The 17392-nt window shown below is 64.2% G+C and carries 19 protein-coding genes and 1 pseudogene; 12 read left to right on the top strand and 8 right to left on the bottom strand.

Going from position 1 to position 17392, the window contains the following annotated elements; all coding sequences use genetic code 11:
- Positions 1-93: 93 nt before the first annotated feature.
- Positions 94-1095, bottom strand: coding sequence for an NAD(P)H-dependent flavin oxidoreductase (locus tag H1B27_RS26345; RefSeq protein ID WP_197968043.1), 1002 nt, complete (start codon positions 1093-1095; stop codon positions 94-96).
- Between the two features lie 123 nt (positions 1096-1218).
- Here H1B27_RS26345 and H1B27_RS40330 point away from each other — a divergent pair.
- Positions 1219-1329: pseudogene (locus H1B27_RS40330) on the top strand (winged helix-turn-helix transcriptional regulator); the annotation flags it as partial.
- A 167-nt stretch (positions 1330-1496) separates the two neighbouring features.
- On the opposite strand, the gene H1B27_RS26340 reads toward H1B27_RS40330, so the two are convergent.
- Both H1B27_RS26340 and H1B27_RS26335 read right to left on the bottom strand, forming a co-directional pair.
- Positions 1497-1658 (bottom strand): hypothetical protein, encoded by a 162-nt coding sequence (locus H1B27_RS26340; RefSeq protein ID WP_197968091.1) that lies wholly within the window; start codon positions 1656-1658, stop codon positions 1497-1499.
- Between the two features lie 17 nt (positions 1659-1675).
- Entirely contained in the window at positions 1676-2050 is a 375-nt protein-coding gene (locus tag H1B27_RS26335; RefSeq protein WP_061878418.1) for a PRC-barrel domain-containing protein, read from the bottom strand.
- Positions 2051-2195: 145 nt separating this feature from the next.
- Between H1B27_RS26335 and H1B27_RS26330 the strand changes: the two genes are divergently transcribed.
- The 6 genes from H1B27_RS26330 to H1B27_RS26305 all read left to right on the top strand — a co-directional run bounded on the left by H1B27_RS26330 (position 2196) and on the right by H1B27_RS26305 (position 6405).
- Positions 2196-3983, top strand: coding sequence for a thiamine pyrophosphate-requiring protein (locus H1B27_RS26330; protein ID WP_197968042.1), 1788 nt, complete (start codon positions 2196-2198; stop codon positions 3981-3983).
- Positions 3984-3991: 8 nt separating this feature from the next.
- Positions 3992-4222: a hypothetical protein gene (locus tag H1B27_RS26325; RefSeq protein WP_061878420.1), complete on the top strand. Its 231-nt coding sequence runs from the start codon at positions 3992-3994 to the stop codon at positions 4220-4222.
- Positions 4223-4304: 82 nt separating this feature from the next.
- On the top strand, positions 4305-4856 hold the full coding sequence (locus H1B27_RS26320; RefSeq protein WP_061878706.1) for a DUF4142 domain-containing protein: 552 nt from the start codon (positions 4305-4307) through the stop codon (positions 4854-4856).
- Positions 4857-4994: 138 nt separating this feature from the next.
- Positions 4995-5582, top strand: coding sequence for a phosphatase PAP2 family protein (locus H1B27_RS26315; RefSeq protein WP_197968041.1), 588 nt, complete (start codon positions 4995-4997; stop codon positions 5580-5582).
- Positions 5579-5926 (top strand): DUF3147 family protein, encoded by a 348-nt coding sequence (locus H1B27_RS26310; RefSeq protein ID WP_197968040.1) that lies wholly within the window; start codon positions 5579-5581, stop codon positions 5924-5926. Before H1B27_RS26315 ends, H1B27_RS26310 begins: the two co-directional genes overlap by 4 nt.
- On the top strand, positions 5926-6405 hold the full coding sequence (locus H1B27_RS26305; protein ID WP_197968039.1) for a DUF3147 family protein: 480 nt from the start codon (positions 5926-5928) through the stop codon (positions 6403-6405). The genes H1B27_RS26310 and H1B27_RS26305 overlap by 1 nt, the downstream gene beginning before the upstream one ends.
- A gap of 10 nt (positions 6406-6415) precedes the next feature.
- Here H1B27_RS26305 and H1B27_RS26300 read toward each other — a convergent pair whose 3' ends face one another.
- Positions 6416-6595, bottom strand: a complete 180-nt coding sequence (locus H1B27_RS26300; protein ID WP_197968038.1) for a hypothetical protein — start codon at positions 6593-6595, stop codon at positions 6416-6418.
- 174 nt (positions 6596-6769) lie between these two features.
- On the opposite strand from H1B27_RS26300, the gene H1B27_RS26295 reads away from it, so the two are divergent.
- The gene (locus H1B27_RS26295) at positions 6770-7018 is read left to right on the top strand and encodes a hypothetical protein (protein WP_061878425.1); all 249 of its coding nucleotides are present in this window, start codon (positions 6770-6772) and stop codon (positions 7016-7018) included.
- Positions 7019-7150: 132 nt separating this feature from the next.
- Here H1B27_RS26295 and H1B27_RS26290 read toward each other — a convergent pair whose 3' ends face one another.
- From H1B27_RS26290 to H1B27_RS26285, 3 genes are all read right to left on the bottom strand, one after another.
- The gene (locus H1B27_RS26290) at positions 7151-7354 is read right to left on the bottom strand and encodes a hypothetical protein (protein WP_061878426.1); all 204 of its coding nucleotides are present in this window, start codon (positions 7352-7354) and stop codon (positions 7151-7153) included.
- A 71-nt stretch (positions 7355-7425) separates the two neighbouring features.
- Positions 7426-7557 carry a hypothetical protein gene (locus H1B27_RS40865; RefSeq protein ID WP_256439311.1) on the bottom strand — a complete coding sequence of 44 codons (132 nt, stop codon included), beginning with the start codon at positions 7555-7557 and terminating at the stop codon, positions 7426-7428.
- A 117-nt stretch (positions 7558-7674) separates the two neighbouring features.
- Positions 7675-7869, bottom strand: coding sequence for a hypothetical protein (locus H1B27_RS26285; protein WP_061878427.1), 195 nt, complete (start codon positions 7867-7869; stop codon positions 7675-7677).
- Between the two features lie 93 nt (positions 7870-7962).
- Between H1B27_RS26285 and H1B27_RS26280 the strand changes: the two genes are divergently transcribed.
- From H1B27_RS26280 to H1B27_RS26270, 3 genes are all read left to right on the top strand, one after another.
- Positions 7963-8475 (top strand): DUF4142 domain-containing protein, encoded by a 513-nt coding sequence (locus H1B27_RS26280; protein ID WP_061878428.1) that lies wholly within the window; start codon positions 7963-7965, stop codon positions 8473-8475.
- 424 nt (positions 8476-8899) lie between these two features.
- On the top strand, positions 8900-15196 hold the full coding sequence (locus H1B27_RS26275) for a HAMP domain-containing protein (RefSeq protein WP_061878429.1): 6297 nt from the start codon (positions 8900-8902) through the stop codon (positions 15194-15196).
- A gap of 13 nt (positions 15197-15209) precedes the next feature.
- Positions 15210-16697, top strand: coding sequence for an HWE histidine kinase domain-containing protein (locus H1B27_RS26270; protein ID WP_197968037.1), 1488 nt, complete (start codon positions 15210-15212; stop codon positions 16695-16697).
- Here the strand turns inward: H1B27_RS26270 and H1B27_RS26265 are convergent.
- Positions 16694-16915 carry a hypothetical protein gene (locus H1B27_RS26265; RefSeq protein ID WP_197968036.1) on the bottom strand — a complete coding sequence of 74 codons (222 nt, stop codon included), beginning with the start codon at positions 16913-16915 and terminating at the stop codon, positions 16694-16696. The two genes, H1B27_RS26270 and H1B27_RS26265, sit on opposite strands and share 4 nt — an antisense overlap.
- 140 nt (positions 16916-17055) lie before the next feature.
- On the opposite strand from H1B27_RS26265, the gene H1B27_RS26260 reads away from it, so the two are divergent.
- A complete protein-coding gene (locus H1B27_RS26260) occupies positions 17056-17313 on the top strand; it encodes a hypothetical protein (RefSeq protein WP_061878430.1) in 258 nt (85 codons plus the stop codon).
- Positions 17314-17392 lie beyond the last annotated feature (79 nt).

Raw genomic sequence — 17392 nt, 5'->3', positions numbered from 1 at the left:
CGATTTATTAAAGGGCTAATTTACCCCTATTTAGGAGGCGCCGCGCGCAATTCCAGCGGTCAAATGCCGCCGTGGTTAAGAAGTTTGACGGTGTCAGGCGACCTTTCGTGTCGCTCCCGTCCCGTCCAGGAACCCTAGCAGGCGGTTGCGGATGATGGTCTCCGCCTCTGCCATGATGCGATCAATGAGCTCCTTGCAGGATGGGATGTCGTGGATCAGGCCTGCGACCATGCCGCAGCTCCAGGCGCCGGCGTCCATCTGGCCGTCCAGCATGATCCTGGGATAGACGCCCGCGACTTGGTCGTGGATGTCGTCGATCGTGAGCTTGTCGCCCTTATCGCGCTCGATCTCGAGCAGACGGTCGACATTGGCGTTCTTCAGCACGCGCTCGGTGTTGCGCAAGCTCCGCATGATCAGGCGGGTGTCGAGCTCGGTCGCAGCAACGAGTGCATTCTTCACGTTCTGATGCACCGGCGCTTCCCTGGTGGCGATGAAACGCGTGCCCATGTTCATGCCCGCCGCGCCCAGCGCGAGCGCCGCGACCAGGCTGCGCCCATCGACCATGCCGCCGGAGGCGACGAACGGGATCTTCAACTCTTCCGCCGCACGCGGCAGCAGGATCATGTTGGGAATGTCGTCCTCGCCGGGATGGCCGCCGCACTCGAAGCCGTCGACGCTGACGGCGTCGCAGCCGATGCGTTCGGCTTTCAGGGAGTGACGCACCGATGTGCATTTGTGGATGACCTTGATGCCGGCCGCCTTCAGGGCCGGCATGTAGGCTTCCGGGCTGCGGCCTGCGGTCTCCACCGCCTTGATGCCACCTTCGACGATGGCCGCAATGTATTCGGGGTAGGGCGGCGCCGAGAAGGACGGCAGGAAGGTGAGGTTCACGCCGAACGGCTTGTCGGTCATGTCGCGGCAGCGCGCGATCTCCTTGGCGAGCAATTCCGGCGTCTTCTGCGTGAGACCGGTGATGATGCCGAGCCCGCCGGCATTGGAGACGGCGGCGGCCAGTTCGGCAAAGCCGACGAAATGCATGCCGCCCTGAATGATGGGGTGCTCGATGCCGAACAGTTCGGTGATCGCGGTCTTCACTTAAGGTCCTCCCGGAATTTGCTTGATGTTCAGATCAGTCTAGCCGGACTATTGCGCCGCGGTCACCATTTCTCTCCGAACGGGCGGATCTCCATCTCGAAGGTCCAGGCGCCCTTAGGCTGCTGCGGCAAGGTGTTCGATCCCGTGATGGTGTGCCCGGAATGCGGCGAGCCGCTGGACGCCAGGCAGGTGCATGTGCATGCGGGGCCGGGGCGGGACCAAACGGTGGGGTGAGCAGGCGGCTCTGGTGAAATTGCTGGCGCTGCGCCAGATAGTCTGCGCCAGCGTTCCCCGGCCCCTGCAACAGCAGCGCTGTCATTCGTGAACGCACCGCTCAAAGGAGCAACGCGGCACCATGGACGCCGCGCTTGCTCAAGAGGTCGCCATGGGCACACGCACCTTCAGTGCGTCTTGGCCTCGTGCCACTTCTCAAGATCGGGTTTGACCTCGTCCGATCCCTGCTCCTTCTCGGGGTTGCCCTTCCAGGGCTTGTCCGTCTGTCGATGCGAACCCCAGTCGTTCTGCTGCCGGGGATCGTCGTTGGGCCGTTCCTTGCTCATCATCTCACTTTCCTGAAACTTCAAGCGAAGGGGACGCCGTAATAGGAGTTGATACCACGCACGGCGGCGTCATCACTCCAGTTCCAATCGCTTCGTGAGCCATATTTGGGCGCGCCTTCCAGCTCCTTGGTGGTGATGCCGGTGACATAACCGCCGAGCTCGGTGTCGTATTTCAGCGACTGCCAGGGCAACGGATAGTGGTCGTTGCCTAATCCCAGGAATCCACCAAAACCGAGCACGGCGTAGGAAACCTGGCCACTGATCTTGTCGATCATCACGCGTTCGATCGAACCGATCCGGTTGCGATCGGCGCCATAGACCGATGTTCCCTCGACCTTGTCGCTGCCGATCAAACGGCCCGTCTCACTGCGATCCAGTTCGTCTTGGTTCAACATCGCAATTCTCCACTCGGCCACGTGCAAAACCAACCGGATAGGCACGGGATCGTTCCGTTGCATGTTCCGCGAGCGGTCAGGAACATCGCACCAAACGAGCCGTTCTCTGAGTTTCATGCACCAGACAAACCAAGGGCCACGCGCAATGTCCCAGACCGTCTCCGACTTCATCGTCCAGCGTCTGCATCAATGGGGCGTGCGCCACATCTTCGGCTATCCCGGCGACGGCATCAACGGCGTGTTCGGTGCGATGAACCGGGCCGGCGGCAAGATCGGCTTCGTGCAGGCGCGGCATGAGGAAATGGCAGCGTTCATGGCGACCGCTTACGCAAAATTCTCGGGCGAACTCGGCGTCTGCATCGCGACCTCCGGCCCCGGCGCCTCGCATCTCGTCACCGGGCTCTACGATGCGCTGCTCGATCACCAGCCGGTGCTGGCGATTGTCGGCCAGCAGGCGCGCAACGCCCTCGGCGGCCACTATCAGCAGGAACTCGATCTTCTCTCGATGTTCAAGGACGTTGCCGGCGCCTACGTCATGCAGGCATCCTCGCCTGCGCAAGTGCGACACCTGATCGACCGCGCGGTGCGGATTGCGCTGGCGCGGCGGACCCCGACCGTGATCATCCTGCCCAACGATTTGCAGGAGGAGCCTTACGAGGATCCGCCCCGTGAACACGGCACGCTGCATTCCGGCATTGGCTACAGCCCACCCAGCATCACGCCGCGTGAGGCCGATCTCGACCGCGCCGCGGAGGTGCTCAACGCCGGCAAGAAGGTCGCGATGCTCGTCGGCGCCGGCGCGCTTCACGCCACCGACGAGGTGATCGCGGTTGCCGAGCGGCTGTCGGCCGGCTGCGCCAAGGCACTGCTCGGCAAGGCCGCGTTGCCCGACGACCTGCCGTGGGTCACAGGCTCGATCGGCCTGCTCGGCACCGAGCCCAGCTACAACATGATGATGGAATGCGACACGCTACTGATGGTGGGCTCGGCCTTTCCCTACGCCGAATTCCTGCCCAAGGAAGGCAGCGCGCGCGGCGTTCAAATCGATATCGACGCCAGCATGCTGTCGATCCGCTTTCCCATGGAGGTCGGTCTCGTCGGCGACGCCGCCGAGACGCTGCGCGCATTGCTGGCGCGACTCGCGCCCAAGGCTGACGACGCCTGGCGCCGCGGCATTGAGGACGATGTTGCGAGATGGTGGAAGACGCTGGACGACCGCGCACATCAGCCCGCGGCGCCCGTCAACCCGCAGCTCGTCACCTGGGAACTGTCCCCGCGCCTGCCCGACCGCGCCGTCATCACCAGCGATTCCGGATCGTGTGCCAACTGGTTCGCGCGGGACCTGAAGATGCGGCGCGGCATGACGGCTTCGCTGTCCGGCGGTCTTGCCTCGATGGGCGCCGCGGTTCCTTATGCGCTCGCCGCGAAATACGCCCAGCCGGACCGGCCGGTGATCGCGCTGGTCGGCGATGGCGCGATGCAGATGAACAACATGGCCGAACTGATCACGGCTGCGAAATACTGGCGCACGTGGCGGGATCCGCGCTTCATCGTCTGCGTCTTCAACAACGAAGACCTCAACCAGGTCACCTGGGAGCAGCGCATCATCAACGGCGATCCCAAATTCGAGGCTTCGCAGCGCATTCCCGATGTCTCCTATTCGCGTTTCGCCGAGCTGATCGGCCTCACCGGCATCTTCGTCGACAGCCCAGAGCTGCTCGGCCCGGCCTGGGAGCAGGCGCTGGCGAGCGAGATGCCGGTCGTGCTGGAGGTGAAAACCGATCCCGAGGTGCCGCCGCTGCCGCCGCACATCACGCTCCAGCAGGCGAAGAATTTCTCGCTCGCCCTGATGAAGGGCGATCCGAACGAAAGCGGGATGATCAAGGGAGCGGCGCGCCAGATGTTCGAATCGATCCTGCCCGGGAGGCAATGAGGTGAACAATGAGTGACTTCCGCGACATCCAGCACGGCGTCAACGATCCGGTCGGAGGCCTCGACGTCAAGCGGCAGATCAACGACAACCGCACGCCGCATGAGCGGGCGCAGCACCACGCGGACGTACGCGCTGATGCGACCCCCACGCCGGCGGAGCCTTTCCTTCCGGAGCGGCTGCGGCGAAAGGCGACCGATCCGCTCAATCCGCGCACCGGTCGCCGTCCTGCGGGCCGGTGATTAGGAACCTCGGCTGTTGCGACGTGTTGGTCGGCGCACATTCGCCGGCAAACGGCCCGCGACCTATCGGAGGTATCTGACCATGAAGCGAACCATCATCGCACTTGCCTGCGTGGCTCTCGCGGGCCCCGCGCTCGCCCAGTCGCTCGGCGAAAAGACCGGCGTCAACTCGGCGCTCGGCGTCGCGCCATCCACTGCCGACTTCGTCAAGCAGGTGGCGATCAGCGACATGTTCGAGATCGAATCGAGCAAGCTCGCCCAGCAAAAGGGCAACGCGCAGGAAAAGAGCTTCGCGCAACAGATGGTGACCGATCACACCAAGACCAGCACCGAGCTCAAGGGGCTTGTCAACGGCAGCAAGGTGCAGGCGACGCTACCGACCGCGCTCGACAGCTCCCATCAGAGCAAGCTCGACAAGCTCAAGAGCGCGACCGGCAAGGACTTCAGCTCGGACTACAATTCCTATCAGGTCAGCGCCCATGAGGATGCCGTCTCCCTGTTCGAACGCTATGCCAAGGGCGGCGACAATGCCGCGCTCAAGGACTGGGCCGGCAAGACCCTGCCGGCACTGAAGCACCACCTCGACATGGCCAAGGAGCTCGGCAAGGCGCCGAGCGTCGGTCAAACCAAGTAACACATTGCTGAAGGACGCCGGCGCGTCCGGCGTCCTTCACTTGGCAACGACGACCGTCTCCGCGCATTGAGGTTCAGGAACCTTCTTTGTCTCCGGGCTTTACAGAACTGTCATGGAGGAAAACTCGCCGGCGGACCGATGGCGCTCGTAACGGTGAAACCCACCCGGATCGATACGGCGATCGCCAACGAGATCGCACGCAATGCCAACCCAGGCCTTGAGCATGCCACCCAGGCAATGACCTGGGGCGCCGACGAGCATGTGCTGCTCGCGCTCGCTGCTGCCGGATGGCTCTACACCTGCCTCCGGCATCCGCAGCGGCGTCCCGTTGCCGATCACGTCCTGATGGTATCGCTGGTCACGGCGATAGTGCCGCATCTCTTGAAATCCGTATTCGACCAGACGAGGCCTGACCGGCTCACCGTGAGCGGCCACCGGCACGGTATTCCCTATTCAGGACGCCCCCACGACGCGTTTCCCTCCGGTCACGCCATGCATATGGGCGCCCTCGCCTCGGCGGCCGGCCTGTTGCCGCCGGCCTCGCGCCGCGTGGCACGCTCACTCGCCGTGGCATTGTCGCTGACGCGCGTGGCGCTGCTGGCGCACTGGATCAGCGACGTGGTGGCAGGCTTCACGCTCGGCATCGTCGTCGAGCGACTGTTCAGGCCGCTCACGCTGGCGAAATCACCGCAGCAGCGGACCGAAGCCTCGCGGGTACGGCCATGACGGAATATCTCGTGCGCTTCGTCGCCGGCGGGCTGATCGTATCCATCTTCGCAATCCTCGGTGACATGCTGCGGCCAAAGAGCTTTGCCGGGCTTCTCGGCGCGGCACCGTCGGTCGCGCTGGCCACCCTTGGCATCGCCGTGGTCCAGCACGGCCCGCAATATGCCGCGTCCGCGAGCTGGACGATGATCTATGGCGCGATCGCGCTCGCCTGCTACAGCCTCGTCGTCTGCCATCTCCTGATGAGGATCCGTCTCGGCGCGCTCCCCGCGACGGTCCTTGCCTTTGTCGTATGGCTCGGGGTTGCCTTCGGTCTGCTCGCGGGTCTGGGAGGTTCCGCCTGATGCTGGTGAAGCTGTCGTCATCGGCGCTGAAACAGACGCGGTGGTACGAATACGCCGTTCGCTTCCTGCTCGGCGGCTGCGCGACGGTGCTCGCGGGAGTCATCGGCGCGCATTTCGGCGTTTCTGTCGGCGGGCTCTTTCTTGCACTCCCGGCCATCTTCTGTGCGAGCGCGACCCTGATCGAAAGCCACGAGCGTCACGCCAAGGAGAAGGCCGGGCTGAGCGGGCGGCGTCGCGGGCAGCAGGCCGCAGCGCTCGATGCCGCAGGTGCAGCACTCGGCGGCATCGGCCTCGTGGCGTTCGCTGTCGTCTTCCATGCCACCATCGGTGCAAGTGTCGCACTCGGTTTCATCGCCGCCTTGACGGTCTGGGCCAGCGTTTCCGTGACGGCCTGGTGGCTCAGGCGCAAGCTTCGCATCGTCTCGCACAATCGCAGTGCCCACTCCACTCGCCATCGGCAGAGGGCTCCCGCTTCGTGAAGCCCTTGAACTAGCCCGCGTTCGACGTCGTCGACGTCTGCGATTGCGGCGGCTGGAGCCCCGGGCTGTTGGCCCAGCGCTCGACCTGATCGATGATCTTCTGGTGGCTTGGCCGCACTGGCTTGGACGCTTCCTTGGACGCTTCCGGCTCTTCGGAAAGCTTGCGAGGTAACCTGACTTCGACCGTCATGACCTCTCCTCCCTTTCGAGAAGAATGCGCCATGGCAGGATATGTTTCCAAAATTAACGTATTGATTTTATTGAGTATTTTTACTCATTGAGAGGCTTTGTCGACTCTGGCGGAACTCCCGCCAAGTTGGTTCGTTGAGTAAACTACTCAAACTACTCAATTTGCGTGATCGCCATGAACGACCTTCGCGCCGAGCGCCTTCAGGTCATGCTCTCGCCGGAAGAGTTGGCTGCCATTGACGATTTCCGGTTCAAGCACCGAATGCCGACGCGGGCAGCCGCAGTCCGCGAACTCCTCAGGTTCGGACTGGCCGCCGCCGGCGTCGATGCCGCCGTGGGCGTGAAGTCAAGCAGCTTTGGCGTGTTCGGCCGCGGACCTGACGGACATACTCAGGGCGATCCAGAGAGTGGCACCGGCGGCTGACGCACATAAGCAAACGGCCCTGGCACGGTGCGTGCCAGGGCCGTCCTTGGAGATTGCTTCCGGCGCACCGGGGGCATGACAACCGGAAGCAATCCTTCGACTCTTCCCGCGCGGATTCGTTCCTCGTGAGAACTAGCCTGTCGCGTCGCTCGAGCCATCCGGCATCACGCCGGAGCCTGGCGTCTTGCTATTGTCGTTCAGCTTGGGGTCGCGCGTCGCTTCACGCGAAGGCGAGCCTTTCTGGTTCGTCTTGTGCACGGACTGTGCACGCTCCTTGTCACGCGGCTGCTCCTCCCCGCGCTTGTCCTTGACGATGCCTTGGTCGGGATGGGCCATGATGGGGCTCTCGCTTGTTCTCGTGTCTTGGAACGCTTACGCACCGCGACGTCGAATGTTCCGGCGCAGTGCTAACTGCGCACCGCGTGGACCGCAGCAGATGCGTTCTCGAGATGCACCTGCCGCAACGTCGTCACCGTCGCGAACGCGACCGAGACGCCAAAGGCGAGAATGAGGGAGAGAAGAGCCAGACGTGGAGCCATCGCCAAAACCTCCTTCTGAACTGGAAATCGACGCGATCGAATGTTCCCGGATGATCGCAAATCTATCGCTTGCCTTCCGTGAGCGGTCTCACACGCAGATTCACGAGAACGAGCGGCTCACGCCTTCCGCTTTGGAGGAGCGCGGACCGCAACGGGCGGGACTTCGCCGTCGAGCCAATCCTGCTCGTTGGCGAGCGCCGTCCAGGCGTCGGCCATGCGCGAATAGCGCTTATGGGCGGGTTGTCCCTCGGCTCGCTCGGCAAGCTGGAGACAATTGTCGGCGTTATCCCTGTAGATGTCAGACTGTTTCATGTGGAGGACGTGGGGACGGAACTCTCGCGCCGCAACCCGCTTACCGGATCGTAATGGTCAGGGAACTTCGCACGGTGTTCATCATTGATACCGATGCGAGTTCTTGCCGTCCTCATCCTGGCGTTCATCAACACTGCGGCGCTTGCCGACAGCACCGGCGAGCGAAAGCCCGGCGAACGGCCACCGACCGCGATCGAGGTTATCAGCGGCGTCTACAATTTCAGCCGATTTCAACAGGGTCTTCTCGAGAATACCGACCTCAAGGGCAATGCAGAGGTCAAGAACCTCGCCGCCCTGCGCGCCGAGGAAGCGGCCAAGCGCGACAAGAGCCTGAAGAAGGTCCAGGAGGCCATTGGCGCAGAGCCGCGCGTCGGCAAGGCAACATCCTCAACCGCGAGCCTGGTCGAGCCCGAGATGTCGGATGGTCCGACCTACGTCAGGAGCTTCTATGCCGCGCAGATTCCCGAGTATGAATCGGTCATCGGACTGCTCGAGCGCTATCTGAAGGCGCCCGACAATGCAGCGCTCGCAGCGTTCGCGCGCGAACAGCTCCCGATGTTGCGCTCGCAGGTCAGGGACGCCGAGCGTACCATGGCGGACAAGTAGCCGCTTCTACTTGTCGTTGGGATGACGTTGCTGGCTCTGCGACCGCACGGTGCGATCGCTCTCCGGCATCTTGTCACGACCAGCCTCGCCATTGTCGTCCTTGCCGCCCGAAGATGACGTGCCGCTGCCGCTCGGATTGGACCGGCTGGCCGTTCCGGTGGTCGGTGTTTCCGCGCGTGGGCTGGCTCCGTGCCAAAGGATGAATGCCGGGCGCGGGACGAGCAAAGCGGCGGCCCCACGATCGTTCTGAAAAGCATGGAACCAATTCCGGGGACCCTCGTTAGTTCAGTCGGGCTGAGCAAAGCGGGTTCCAATTCCTCGCGCCGCACCTTGGCGCTTGATTTCGAATTTGGCTGACGCTCTATTTCATTTCGACCAAACGCGTCGTGCCGCGGATTCGGCGAACGCCTGCGGGGGAATCAGTATGAGCGACCTCGATCCCGGAACTGCATCAGGCTCCGGTCGTCGCGTCCCAAAGCCCAAAACCAACGGTACGTCGGAGTCGGATTCCCGGGCGGAACTGTTGCTCGCCTTGCAGGCGATGCGCAGCGGTGACTTTTCGGTGCGCATGAGCGGCGACTACCTCGGTATCGACGGCAAGATCGCCGACACGCTCAACGAAATCATCGCCGCCAACCAGCGCATGGCGCACCAACTCGAGCTGGTCGGCCAGGTGGTGGGGCGCGAAGGCAAGACCCGCCAGCGCGTCAAGTTCGGCCTCGCGTCAGGCTCCTGGGCCGACATGGAAGGTTCGGTCAACATTCTGATCGACGACCTGCTGTGGCCGACGCGCGAGGTGACGCGCGCGGTCGCCGCCGTCGCACAAGGCGACCTGCTCCAGACCGTCAAGCTCGACGTCGATGGCCGTCCGCTCGGCGGCGAGTTCTTGCAGTCGGCGAACATCGTCAACACCATGATCAAGCAGCTCGGCGTGTTCACCTCCGAGGTGACGCGCGTGGCGCGCGAGGTCGGCACCGAGGGCAAGCTCGGTGGTCAGGCCCAGGTGCCCGAGGTGACCGGCGTCTGGAAGGACCTGACCGAGAGCGTCAACTCGATGGCGAACAACCTGACCAACCAGGTTCGCAACATCGCCGAGGTGACGATCGCGGTCGCCAACGGCGATTTGTCGAAGAAGATCACGGTCGACGTCCGCGGCGAGATCCTGCAGCTCAAGGAAGCCATCAACACGATGGTGGACCAGCTCCGCTCCTTCGCCTCGGAAGTGACGCGCGTCGCGCGCGAGGTCGGCACCGACGGCAAGCTCGGCGGCCAGGCGATCGTGCCGGGCGTCGCCGGCACCTGGAAGGACCTGACCGACAGCGTCAACGCCATGTGCGGCAACCTGACCGCTCAGGTGCGCAACATCGCCAACGTCACCACCGCCGTGGCGCGCGGCGACCTTTCCCGCAAGATCACCGTAGACGTCCGCGGCGAGATCCTGGAGCTGAAGGACACCATCAACACGATGGTGGACCAGCTCAACTCGTTCGCCTCGGAAGTGACGCGCGTCGCCCGCGAGGTCGGCACCGAGGGCAAGCTGGGCGGCCAGGCCCAGGTGCCTGGCGTTGCCGGCACCTGGAAGGACCTCACCGACAACGTCAACTTCATGGCCTCGAACCTGACGGCGCAGGTCCGCAACATCGCCGACGTCGCCACCGCCATCGCGAGCGGCGACCTCTCGAAGAAGATCACGGTGAACGTCTCCGGCGAGATCCTTCAGCTGAAGGAGACGCTCAACACCATGGTCGACCAGCTCAACGCCTTTGCCGGCGAGGTGACACGCGTCGCGCGCGAGGTCGGCACCGAAGGGCGGCTCGGCGGCCAGGCCAACGTGCTCGGCGTCGCCGGCACCTGGAAGGACCTGACCGAAAGCGTCAACTCGATGGCTTCCAACCTGACAGCGCAGGTCCGCAACATCGCGGAGGTGACGACGGCGGTCGCCGGCGGCGACCTCTCGAAAAAGATCACCGTGGACGTGCGCGGCGAGATTCTGGAGCTGAAAGACACCATCAACACCATGGTGGACCAGCTCAACGCCTTCGCCGGCGAAGTGACGCGCGTGGCGCGCGAGGTCGGCACCGAAGGCAAGCTCGGCGGCCAGGCCGTCGTGCGCGGCGTCGGCGGCACCTGGAAGGATCTCACCGACAGCGTCAACTCGATGGCCTCGAACCTCACCGGCCAGGTCCGCAACATCGCCGAGGTCGCAACCGCGGTGGCGAAAGGTGACTTGTCCAAGAAGATCACGGTGAACGTCTCAGGCGAAATCCTTCAGCTGAAGGAGACGCTCAACACCATGGTCGACCAGCTCAACGCCTTCGCCGGCGAAGTCACGCGCGTCGCGCGCGAGGTCGGCACCGACGGCAAGCTCGGTGGTCAGGCCCAGGTCACCGGCGTCGCCGGCACCTGGAAGGACCTGACCGACTCCGTGAACTCGATGGCCGGCAATTTGACCGCCCAGGTCCGCAACATCGCCGAGGTCGCGACCGCAATCGCCGGCGGCGACCTGTCGCGCAAGATCACGGTCGACGTCCGCGGCGAAATCCTGCAGCTGAAGGAAACGCTCAACACGATGGTCGATCAGCTCAACCGTTTCGCGGGCGAGGTGACGCGCGTGGCGCGCGAGGTCGGCACCGAAGGGCGCCTCGGCGGTCAGGCCAACGTGCCCGGCGTCGCCGGCACCTGGAAGGATCTCACCGACAGCGTCAATTCGATGGCGGGCAACCTCACCGCCCAGGTCCGCAACATCGCGGAAGTGACGACCGCCGTGGCGCGCGGCGACCTCTCCCGCAAGATCACCGTCGACGTCAAGGGCGAAATCCTCGAGCTGAAGAACACGATCAACACCATGGTGGACCAGCTCAACGCCTTCGCCGGCGAGGTCACGCGCGTGGCGCGCGAGGTCGGCACCGAAGGCAAGCTGGGCGGCCAGGCCGAAGTGCCCGGCGTCGCCGGCACCTGGAAGGACCTCACGGACAATGTCAACTTCATGGCCTCGAACCTAACGGCCCAGGTCCGCAACATCGCCGAGGTCGCGACCGCGATCGCCGGCGGCGACCTCTCGAAGAAGATCACGGTGGACGTGCGCGGCGAGATCCTTCTCCTGAAGGACACGCTGAACACCATGGTCGAGCAGCTCCGCTCCTTCGCCGCCGAAGTCACGCGCGTGGCGCGCGAGGTCGGCACCGAAGGCCGGCTCGGCGGTCAGGCCGTCGTGCCCGGCGTCGGCGGCACCTGGAAGGATCTCACCGATAACGTCAACCTCCTGGCGGCGAACCTCACCACGCAGGTCCGCAACATCGCCGAAGTGACCACGGCCGTGGCGCGCGGCGACCTCTCCCGCAAGATCACCGTCGACGTCAAGGGCGAAATCCTCGAGCTGAAGAACACCATCAACACGATGGTGGATCAGCTCAACGCCTTCGCCGGCGAAGTCACACGCGTCGCCCGCGAGGTCGGCACCGAGGGCAAGCTCGGCGGCCAGGCTGCAGTGCCCGGCGTCGCCGGCACCTGGAAGGACCTCACCGACACCGTGAACCTGATGGCTGCGAACCTGACCGAGCAGGTGCGCGGCATCGTCAAGGTGGTGACTGCGGTCGCCAACGGCGATCTCAAGCAGAACCTGACGATGAAGTCGCGCGGCGAGGTCGCCGCTCTCGCCGACACCATCAACAACATGACCGAGACGCTCGCGACCTTCGCCGACCAGGTGACGTCGGTTGCACGCGAGGTCGGCGTCGAAGGCCGGCTCGGCGGCCAGGCCAACGTGCCCGGTGCTGCCGGCACCTGGAAGGATCTCACCGGCAACGTGAACCTTCTGGCTGCCAACCTCACCTCTCAGGTGCGCGCCATCGCGGAAGTGGCGACTGCCGTGACCAAGGGCGACCTGACGCGATCGATCCAGGTCGACGCCCGCGGCGAAGTCGCGGAGCTGAAGGACAACATCAACACGATGATCACGAATCTCCGTCTGACGACGGACGTGAACACCGAGCAGGACTGGCTGAAGACCAACCTCGCCAAGTTCACCAACATGCTCCAGGGCCAGCGCGATCTCACCACGGTCGGCCGGCTGCTGCTCACCGAGCTGTCGCCGCTGGTGAACGCCCATACCGGCGTGATTTACCAGGTCGAGAACGAGGACAATTCCCAGCTGCTGCTGCTCGCATCCTACGCCAGCGACGGCATCTATCCCTATCAGCGCGTGCTCCAGTTCGGCGAAGGCCTGATCGGCCAGTGCGCCCTCGACAAGCGGCCGCGCATGGTCTCCGACATTCCATCCGACGTGGTGCCGATCAACTCGGCGCTGTTCCGCGTCGCACCGAAAAACCTCGTCGTGCTGCCTGTCCTGTTCGAAGGCCAGGTCAAGGCGGTGATCGAGCTCGCCTCCCTCGTCTCCTTCACGACGTCGCAGATGACGTTCCTGGAACAGCTCACCGACTCCATCGGCATCGTTCTGAACTCGATCGAGGCGACGATGCAGACCGAAGGCCTGCTCAAGCAGTCGCAGCAGCTCGCCGGCGAGCTGCAGACCCAGCAGCGCGAATTGCAGCAGACCAACGACCAGCTCGAGCAGAAGGCGCAGCAGCTCGCCGAACGCAACGTCGAGGTGGAACGCAAGAACCAGGAGATCGAGCAGGCTCGCCGCGCGCTCGAGGAGAAGGCGACCGAGCTTGCGCTGACCTCGAAATACAAGTCCGAGTTCCTCGCTAATATGAGCCACGAGCTGCGTACGCCGCTGAATTCGATCCTGATTCTGGGCCAGCAGCTCACCGACAATCCGGACGGCAATCTCTCGGCCAAGCAGGTCGAATTTGCCCGCACCATCCACGGCGCCGGCACCGACCTGCTCAACCTCATCAGCGACATTCTCGATCTCTCCAAGATCGAGTCCGGCACGGTCACGGTCGACGCCGAGGAGATCCTGACCGCGAACCTGCTCGAGACCGTCGGCCGCCCATTCCGGCACGAGGCGGACAACCGCAACCTGTCGTTCAAGATCGACGTCGATCCGAACCTGCCACGCAGCATCGTCACCGACTCCAAGCGCCTGCAACAGGTCCTGAAAAACCTGCTCTCCAACGCCTTCAAGTTCACCGCCGAAGGCGAAGTGCGCCTGAAGGTCGCCGGCGCGATCGGCGGCTGGGGGACGGATCACCCGGTGCTGAACTCCGCGCCGGCCGTGATCGCGTTCGAAGTGTCCGATACCGGCATCGGCATTCCCCTGGAGAAGCAGAAGCTGATCTTCGAGGCGTTCCAGCAGGCGGATGCCGGCACCAGCCGGAAATACGGCGGCACCGGCCTCGGGCTCGCGATCAGCCGCGAACTCGCGAGCCTGCTCGGAGGCGAGATCCATCTCCGCAGCACACCGGGCAAGGGCTCGTCCTTCACGCTCTATCTGCCCTTGAAATATTCCGGCCCGACGCTCGCGCCGCGGGCCGCGCCGGCGCCGCAGCAATACAGCCAGCCGCCTGCGCTGCAGCCGGCCGCGCCGGAGCAGCAGCGCGTCATCGAGCAGCTTCCCGACGACCGCTTGAACCTCGAGCCTGGCGACAGCATCCTCCTGATCGTCGAGGACGACCCGCATTACGCGCGTGTGCTGGTCGACCTCGCGCGCGACAAGGGCTTCAAGGTTCTGGTCGCCGCGCGGGGCGCGGAGGCGCTGGAGCTCGCCAAGCAGTATCAGCCGAGAGCAGTCTCGCTCGACGTGTTCCTGCCCGACATGCTCGGCTGGACCGTGCTGAGCCAGCTCAAGCACAATCCGTTGACCCGCCACATCCCCGTGCAGATCATCACGCTCGATGAGGACCGCCAGCATGCGCTGGCGCGTGGCGCGTTCTCATTCGTCAACAAGCCGACCACGCCTGAAGGCGTCTCAGCCGCGCTGACGCAAATCAAGGAATATGCGCGGCCGCGGCGCAAGCGGCTGCTGATCGTCGAGGACAACGAAGCCGAGCAGCTTTCGATCCGCGAGCTGCTGTACCACGACGACATCGAGATCGTGTCGACGGCCACCGGCGCGGCGGCACTTTCGACGCTGCGCGAGCAGCCGTGTGACTGCGTGGTACTCGATCTCCGGCTGCCCGACATGAGCGGCTTCGAGGTGCTGGACCAGATCCGCAACGACGAGCGACTGTCGAACATCCCGGTCGTGGTCTTCACCGGCCGCGAGCTTTCGGCGGAGGAGGACGCGGAACTCCACACCATGGCGCGCAGCATCGTGGTCAAGGGCGTGGAATCGCCGGAACGCCTGCTCGACGAAACCGCACTGTTCCTGCACCGCGTGATCACGGAGCTGCCGATCGAGAAGCAGCGTATGCTGGAGAAGCTGAACAGTTCCGACGAGGACTTGATCGGCAAGACAGCCCTGCTCGTTGACGACGATGCCCGCAACATATTCGCCCTGTCGAGCGTGCTGGAACGGCGCGGCATGAAAGTGCTGACGGCGACGACCGGCAGCGAGGCTGTGACACTGGTCGAATCCAATCCGGAGATCGCGATCGTGCTGATGGACATCATGATGCCGCAGATGGATGGCTATCAGACCATCGGCGTGATCCGCGAGAACCCGGCCTTCGCCCGTCTTCCGATCATCGCGCTGACCGCCAAGGCGATGAAGGGCGATCGGGAGAAATGCCTCGAAGCCGGCGCGTCCGACTATCTCGCCAAGCCGGTCAACACCGACCAATTGCTGCTTGCGATCCGCATGTGGCTGCACCGCTGAGTTGGGCCCGCGTATGGACCAGGAAAAGGTCAACATCCTGCTCGTCGACGACCAGCCGGCCAAGCTGCTCGCCTATGAGGTGATCCTGAAGGATCTCGGCGAGAACCTCGTGATCGCCTCCTCGGGACGCGAGGCGCTGGAGGTGCTGCTCAAGACCGAGATCGCGGTGATCCTGGTCGACGTCTGTATGCCCGAACTCGACGGCTTCGAGCTCGCCGCGATGATCCGCGAGCATCCGCGTTTCCAGAAGACCGCCATGATCTTCATCTCGGCCATCCAGGTCAGCGACATCGACCGGTTGCGCGGCTACGAGATGGGCGCGGTCGACTACGTGCCGGTGCCGGTCGTGCCGGAAGTGCTGCGCGCCAAGATCAGGGTATTTGCCGAGCTCTACCGCAAGACGCGCGAGCTCGAACGGCTGAACCACGAGCTCGAGGACCGCGTCCGCGCACGCACTGCGGAACTGGAGAGCTCCACCGCGAAGCTGCGCGAGAGCGAGCAGCGGCGCAGCATGGCGATCGCTGCCGGCAAGATGGGATCCTGGGACTGGGACTGGATCAGCGGCGATTGGATGTGGGACGAGGGGCAATACCGAATCTTCGGCGTCGGCCCCGAGAGCTTCGAAGTCAATCCGGCCAACGTCCAGGCGCTGCTGCATCCCGATGACGTCGATCAGTTGCGCAAGGCGATCGCCGAATTCAACAAGGGCACGCGCGCCTATGAAACTGAGTTCCGCATCGTGCGGCCCGACGGCGAGGTGCGCTGGTGCGTCGGCACGGCGGCGGCGACGGTCGACGAGAGCGGGCGCGTGGTGCGCGTCAGCGGCGTCACCGTCGATATCACCGAGCGCAAGCGTGCCGAGGAGCGGCAGAATCTCCTGGCGCGAGAAGTCGATCATCGCGCCAAGAACGCGCTGGCACTGGCGCAATCGATCGTGCGCCTCACCCGGGCGGACGAGGTCAAGGACTATGTCAACGCCGTCGAGGGACGTATCAATGCACTGGCGCGCGTGCACACCATCCTGTCGCTGTCGAGCTGGGAGGGCGCCGAGCTCTCCAGGCTGATTGACGAGGAGCTTGCGCCCTATTCGCTCGGCGACCAGATCAGATTGGCCGGTCCCGAAGTTCAGTTGCTGCCGGCGACGGCCCAGACGCTGGCGCTCGCGCTGCACGAGCTCTTCACCAACTCGGCCAAGTATGGCGCGCTCTCGACTCGATCGGGGCGGCTCGCGATCGATTGGCGGGTCGAGGACGAGCTGCTCACGCTGAGCTGGGAGGAATCCGGCGGTCCGCTGGTCATGACACCGAAATCTCGCGGCTTTGGAACGCGAAGCCTGCTTGCGAGCGTCGAGTCCCAGCTTGGCGGACAGGCGCAGTTCGATTGGCGCGCTGAAGGCCTGTTGTGCCGCCTGGAGGTGCCGCTGAAGCGCCGGACGGCCACCGCCGGACCCGGCAAGTTCGACACCGGCGGCTCCGCAGAGTTGCAGCGCGCGTCCGGCTAACCGGAGGCTGCGCTCGTCATGCGCTGAGCCACCCGCGGTTCGCGCGGGACTCGCCCTTCCAGCCAGGCTTCCGTTCGGGCGAGATCGCGCAGGGCCCTGGCGTAGCGACGCGCCGCGCTTCGCTCTGCTCCGCGCGGCAGCCTGCGGGCCTTGCGCAGGATGTCTGCAGCCGCGTTGCGATAGGCCAGCGAGCGGTAAAGAAAGACTACCTTACCCATATCCATGTTCCCGTTTTGATGGCGCTCATCCTTGCAAGCCCGGCATGAACGTCGGATGAAGCGGGCGATGACAATTATTTCAACCGAATGGAACCAGACAACCGCGCGGGTGTTTGCATGCCAATTCGGGATGCACTCCCATGCGCACGAAGAAGTCGTCTGACCTGATCTCTGCCAGCGGACTTATAAAGCTGATGACGCATGCAATGATGGGCGCGGCCCTCGGCCTCACCTTCAGCCTTACGCTCGTCCTGTCCAATCCAGCCGTGGCCAACCTGCTCAATAACGGCGGAAGCCAGGCCATTCTGGTCTTCACTCTCACCTTGGTGACGACGTTCGCGATCGGTGCGACGCTCACCGGCGTCGTGTTCATCATTGAGGAGGACAAGCAAACTTGAAGCGCGCGTGACCCGCGGGAGGTGCTTTGTCGGGAACTCCTGCGGCGAAGAACGGTTGGCTGCCTGCGTCAAATTAACT

Origin of the sequence: Bradyrhizobium diversitatis (assembly GCF_016031635.1) — a bacterium.
Classification (GTDB): Bacteria; Pseudomonadota; Alphaproteobacteria; order Rhizobiales; family Xanthobacteraceae; genus Bradyrhizobium; species Bradyrhizobium diversitatis.
Note: the sequence above shows the minus strand (reverse complement) of the source record. Positions and strands in the feature narration are given on the sequence as shown.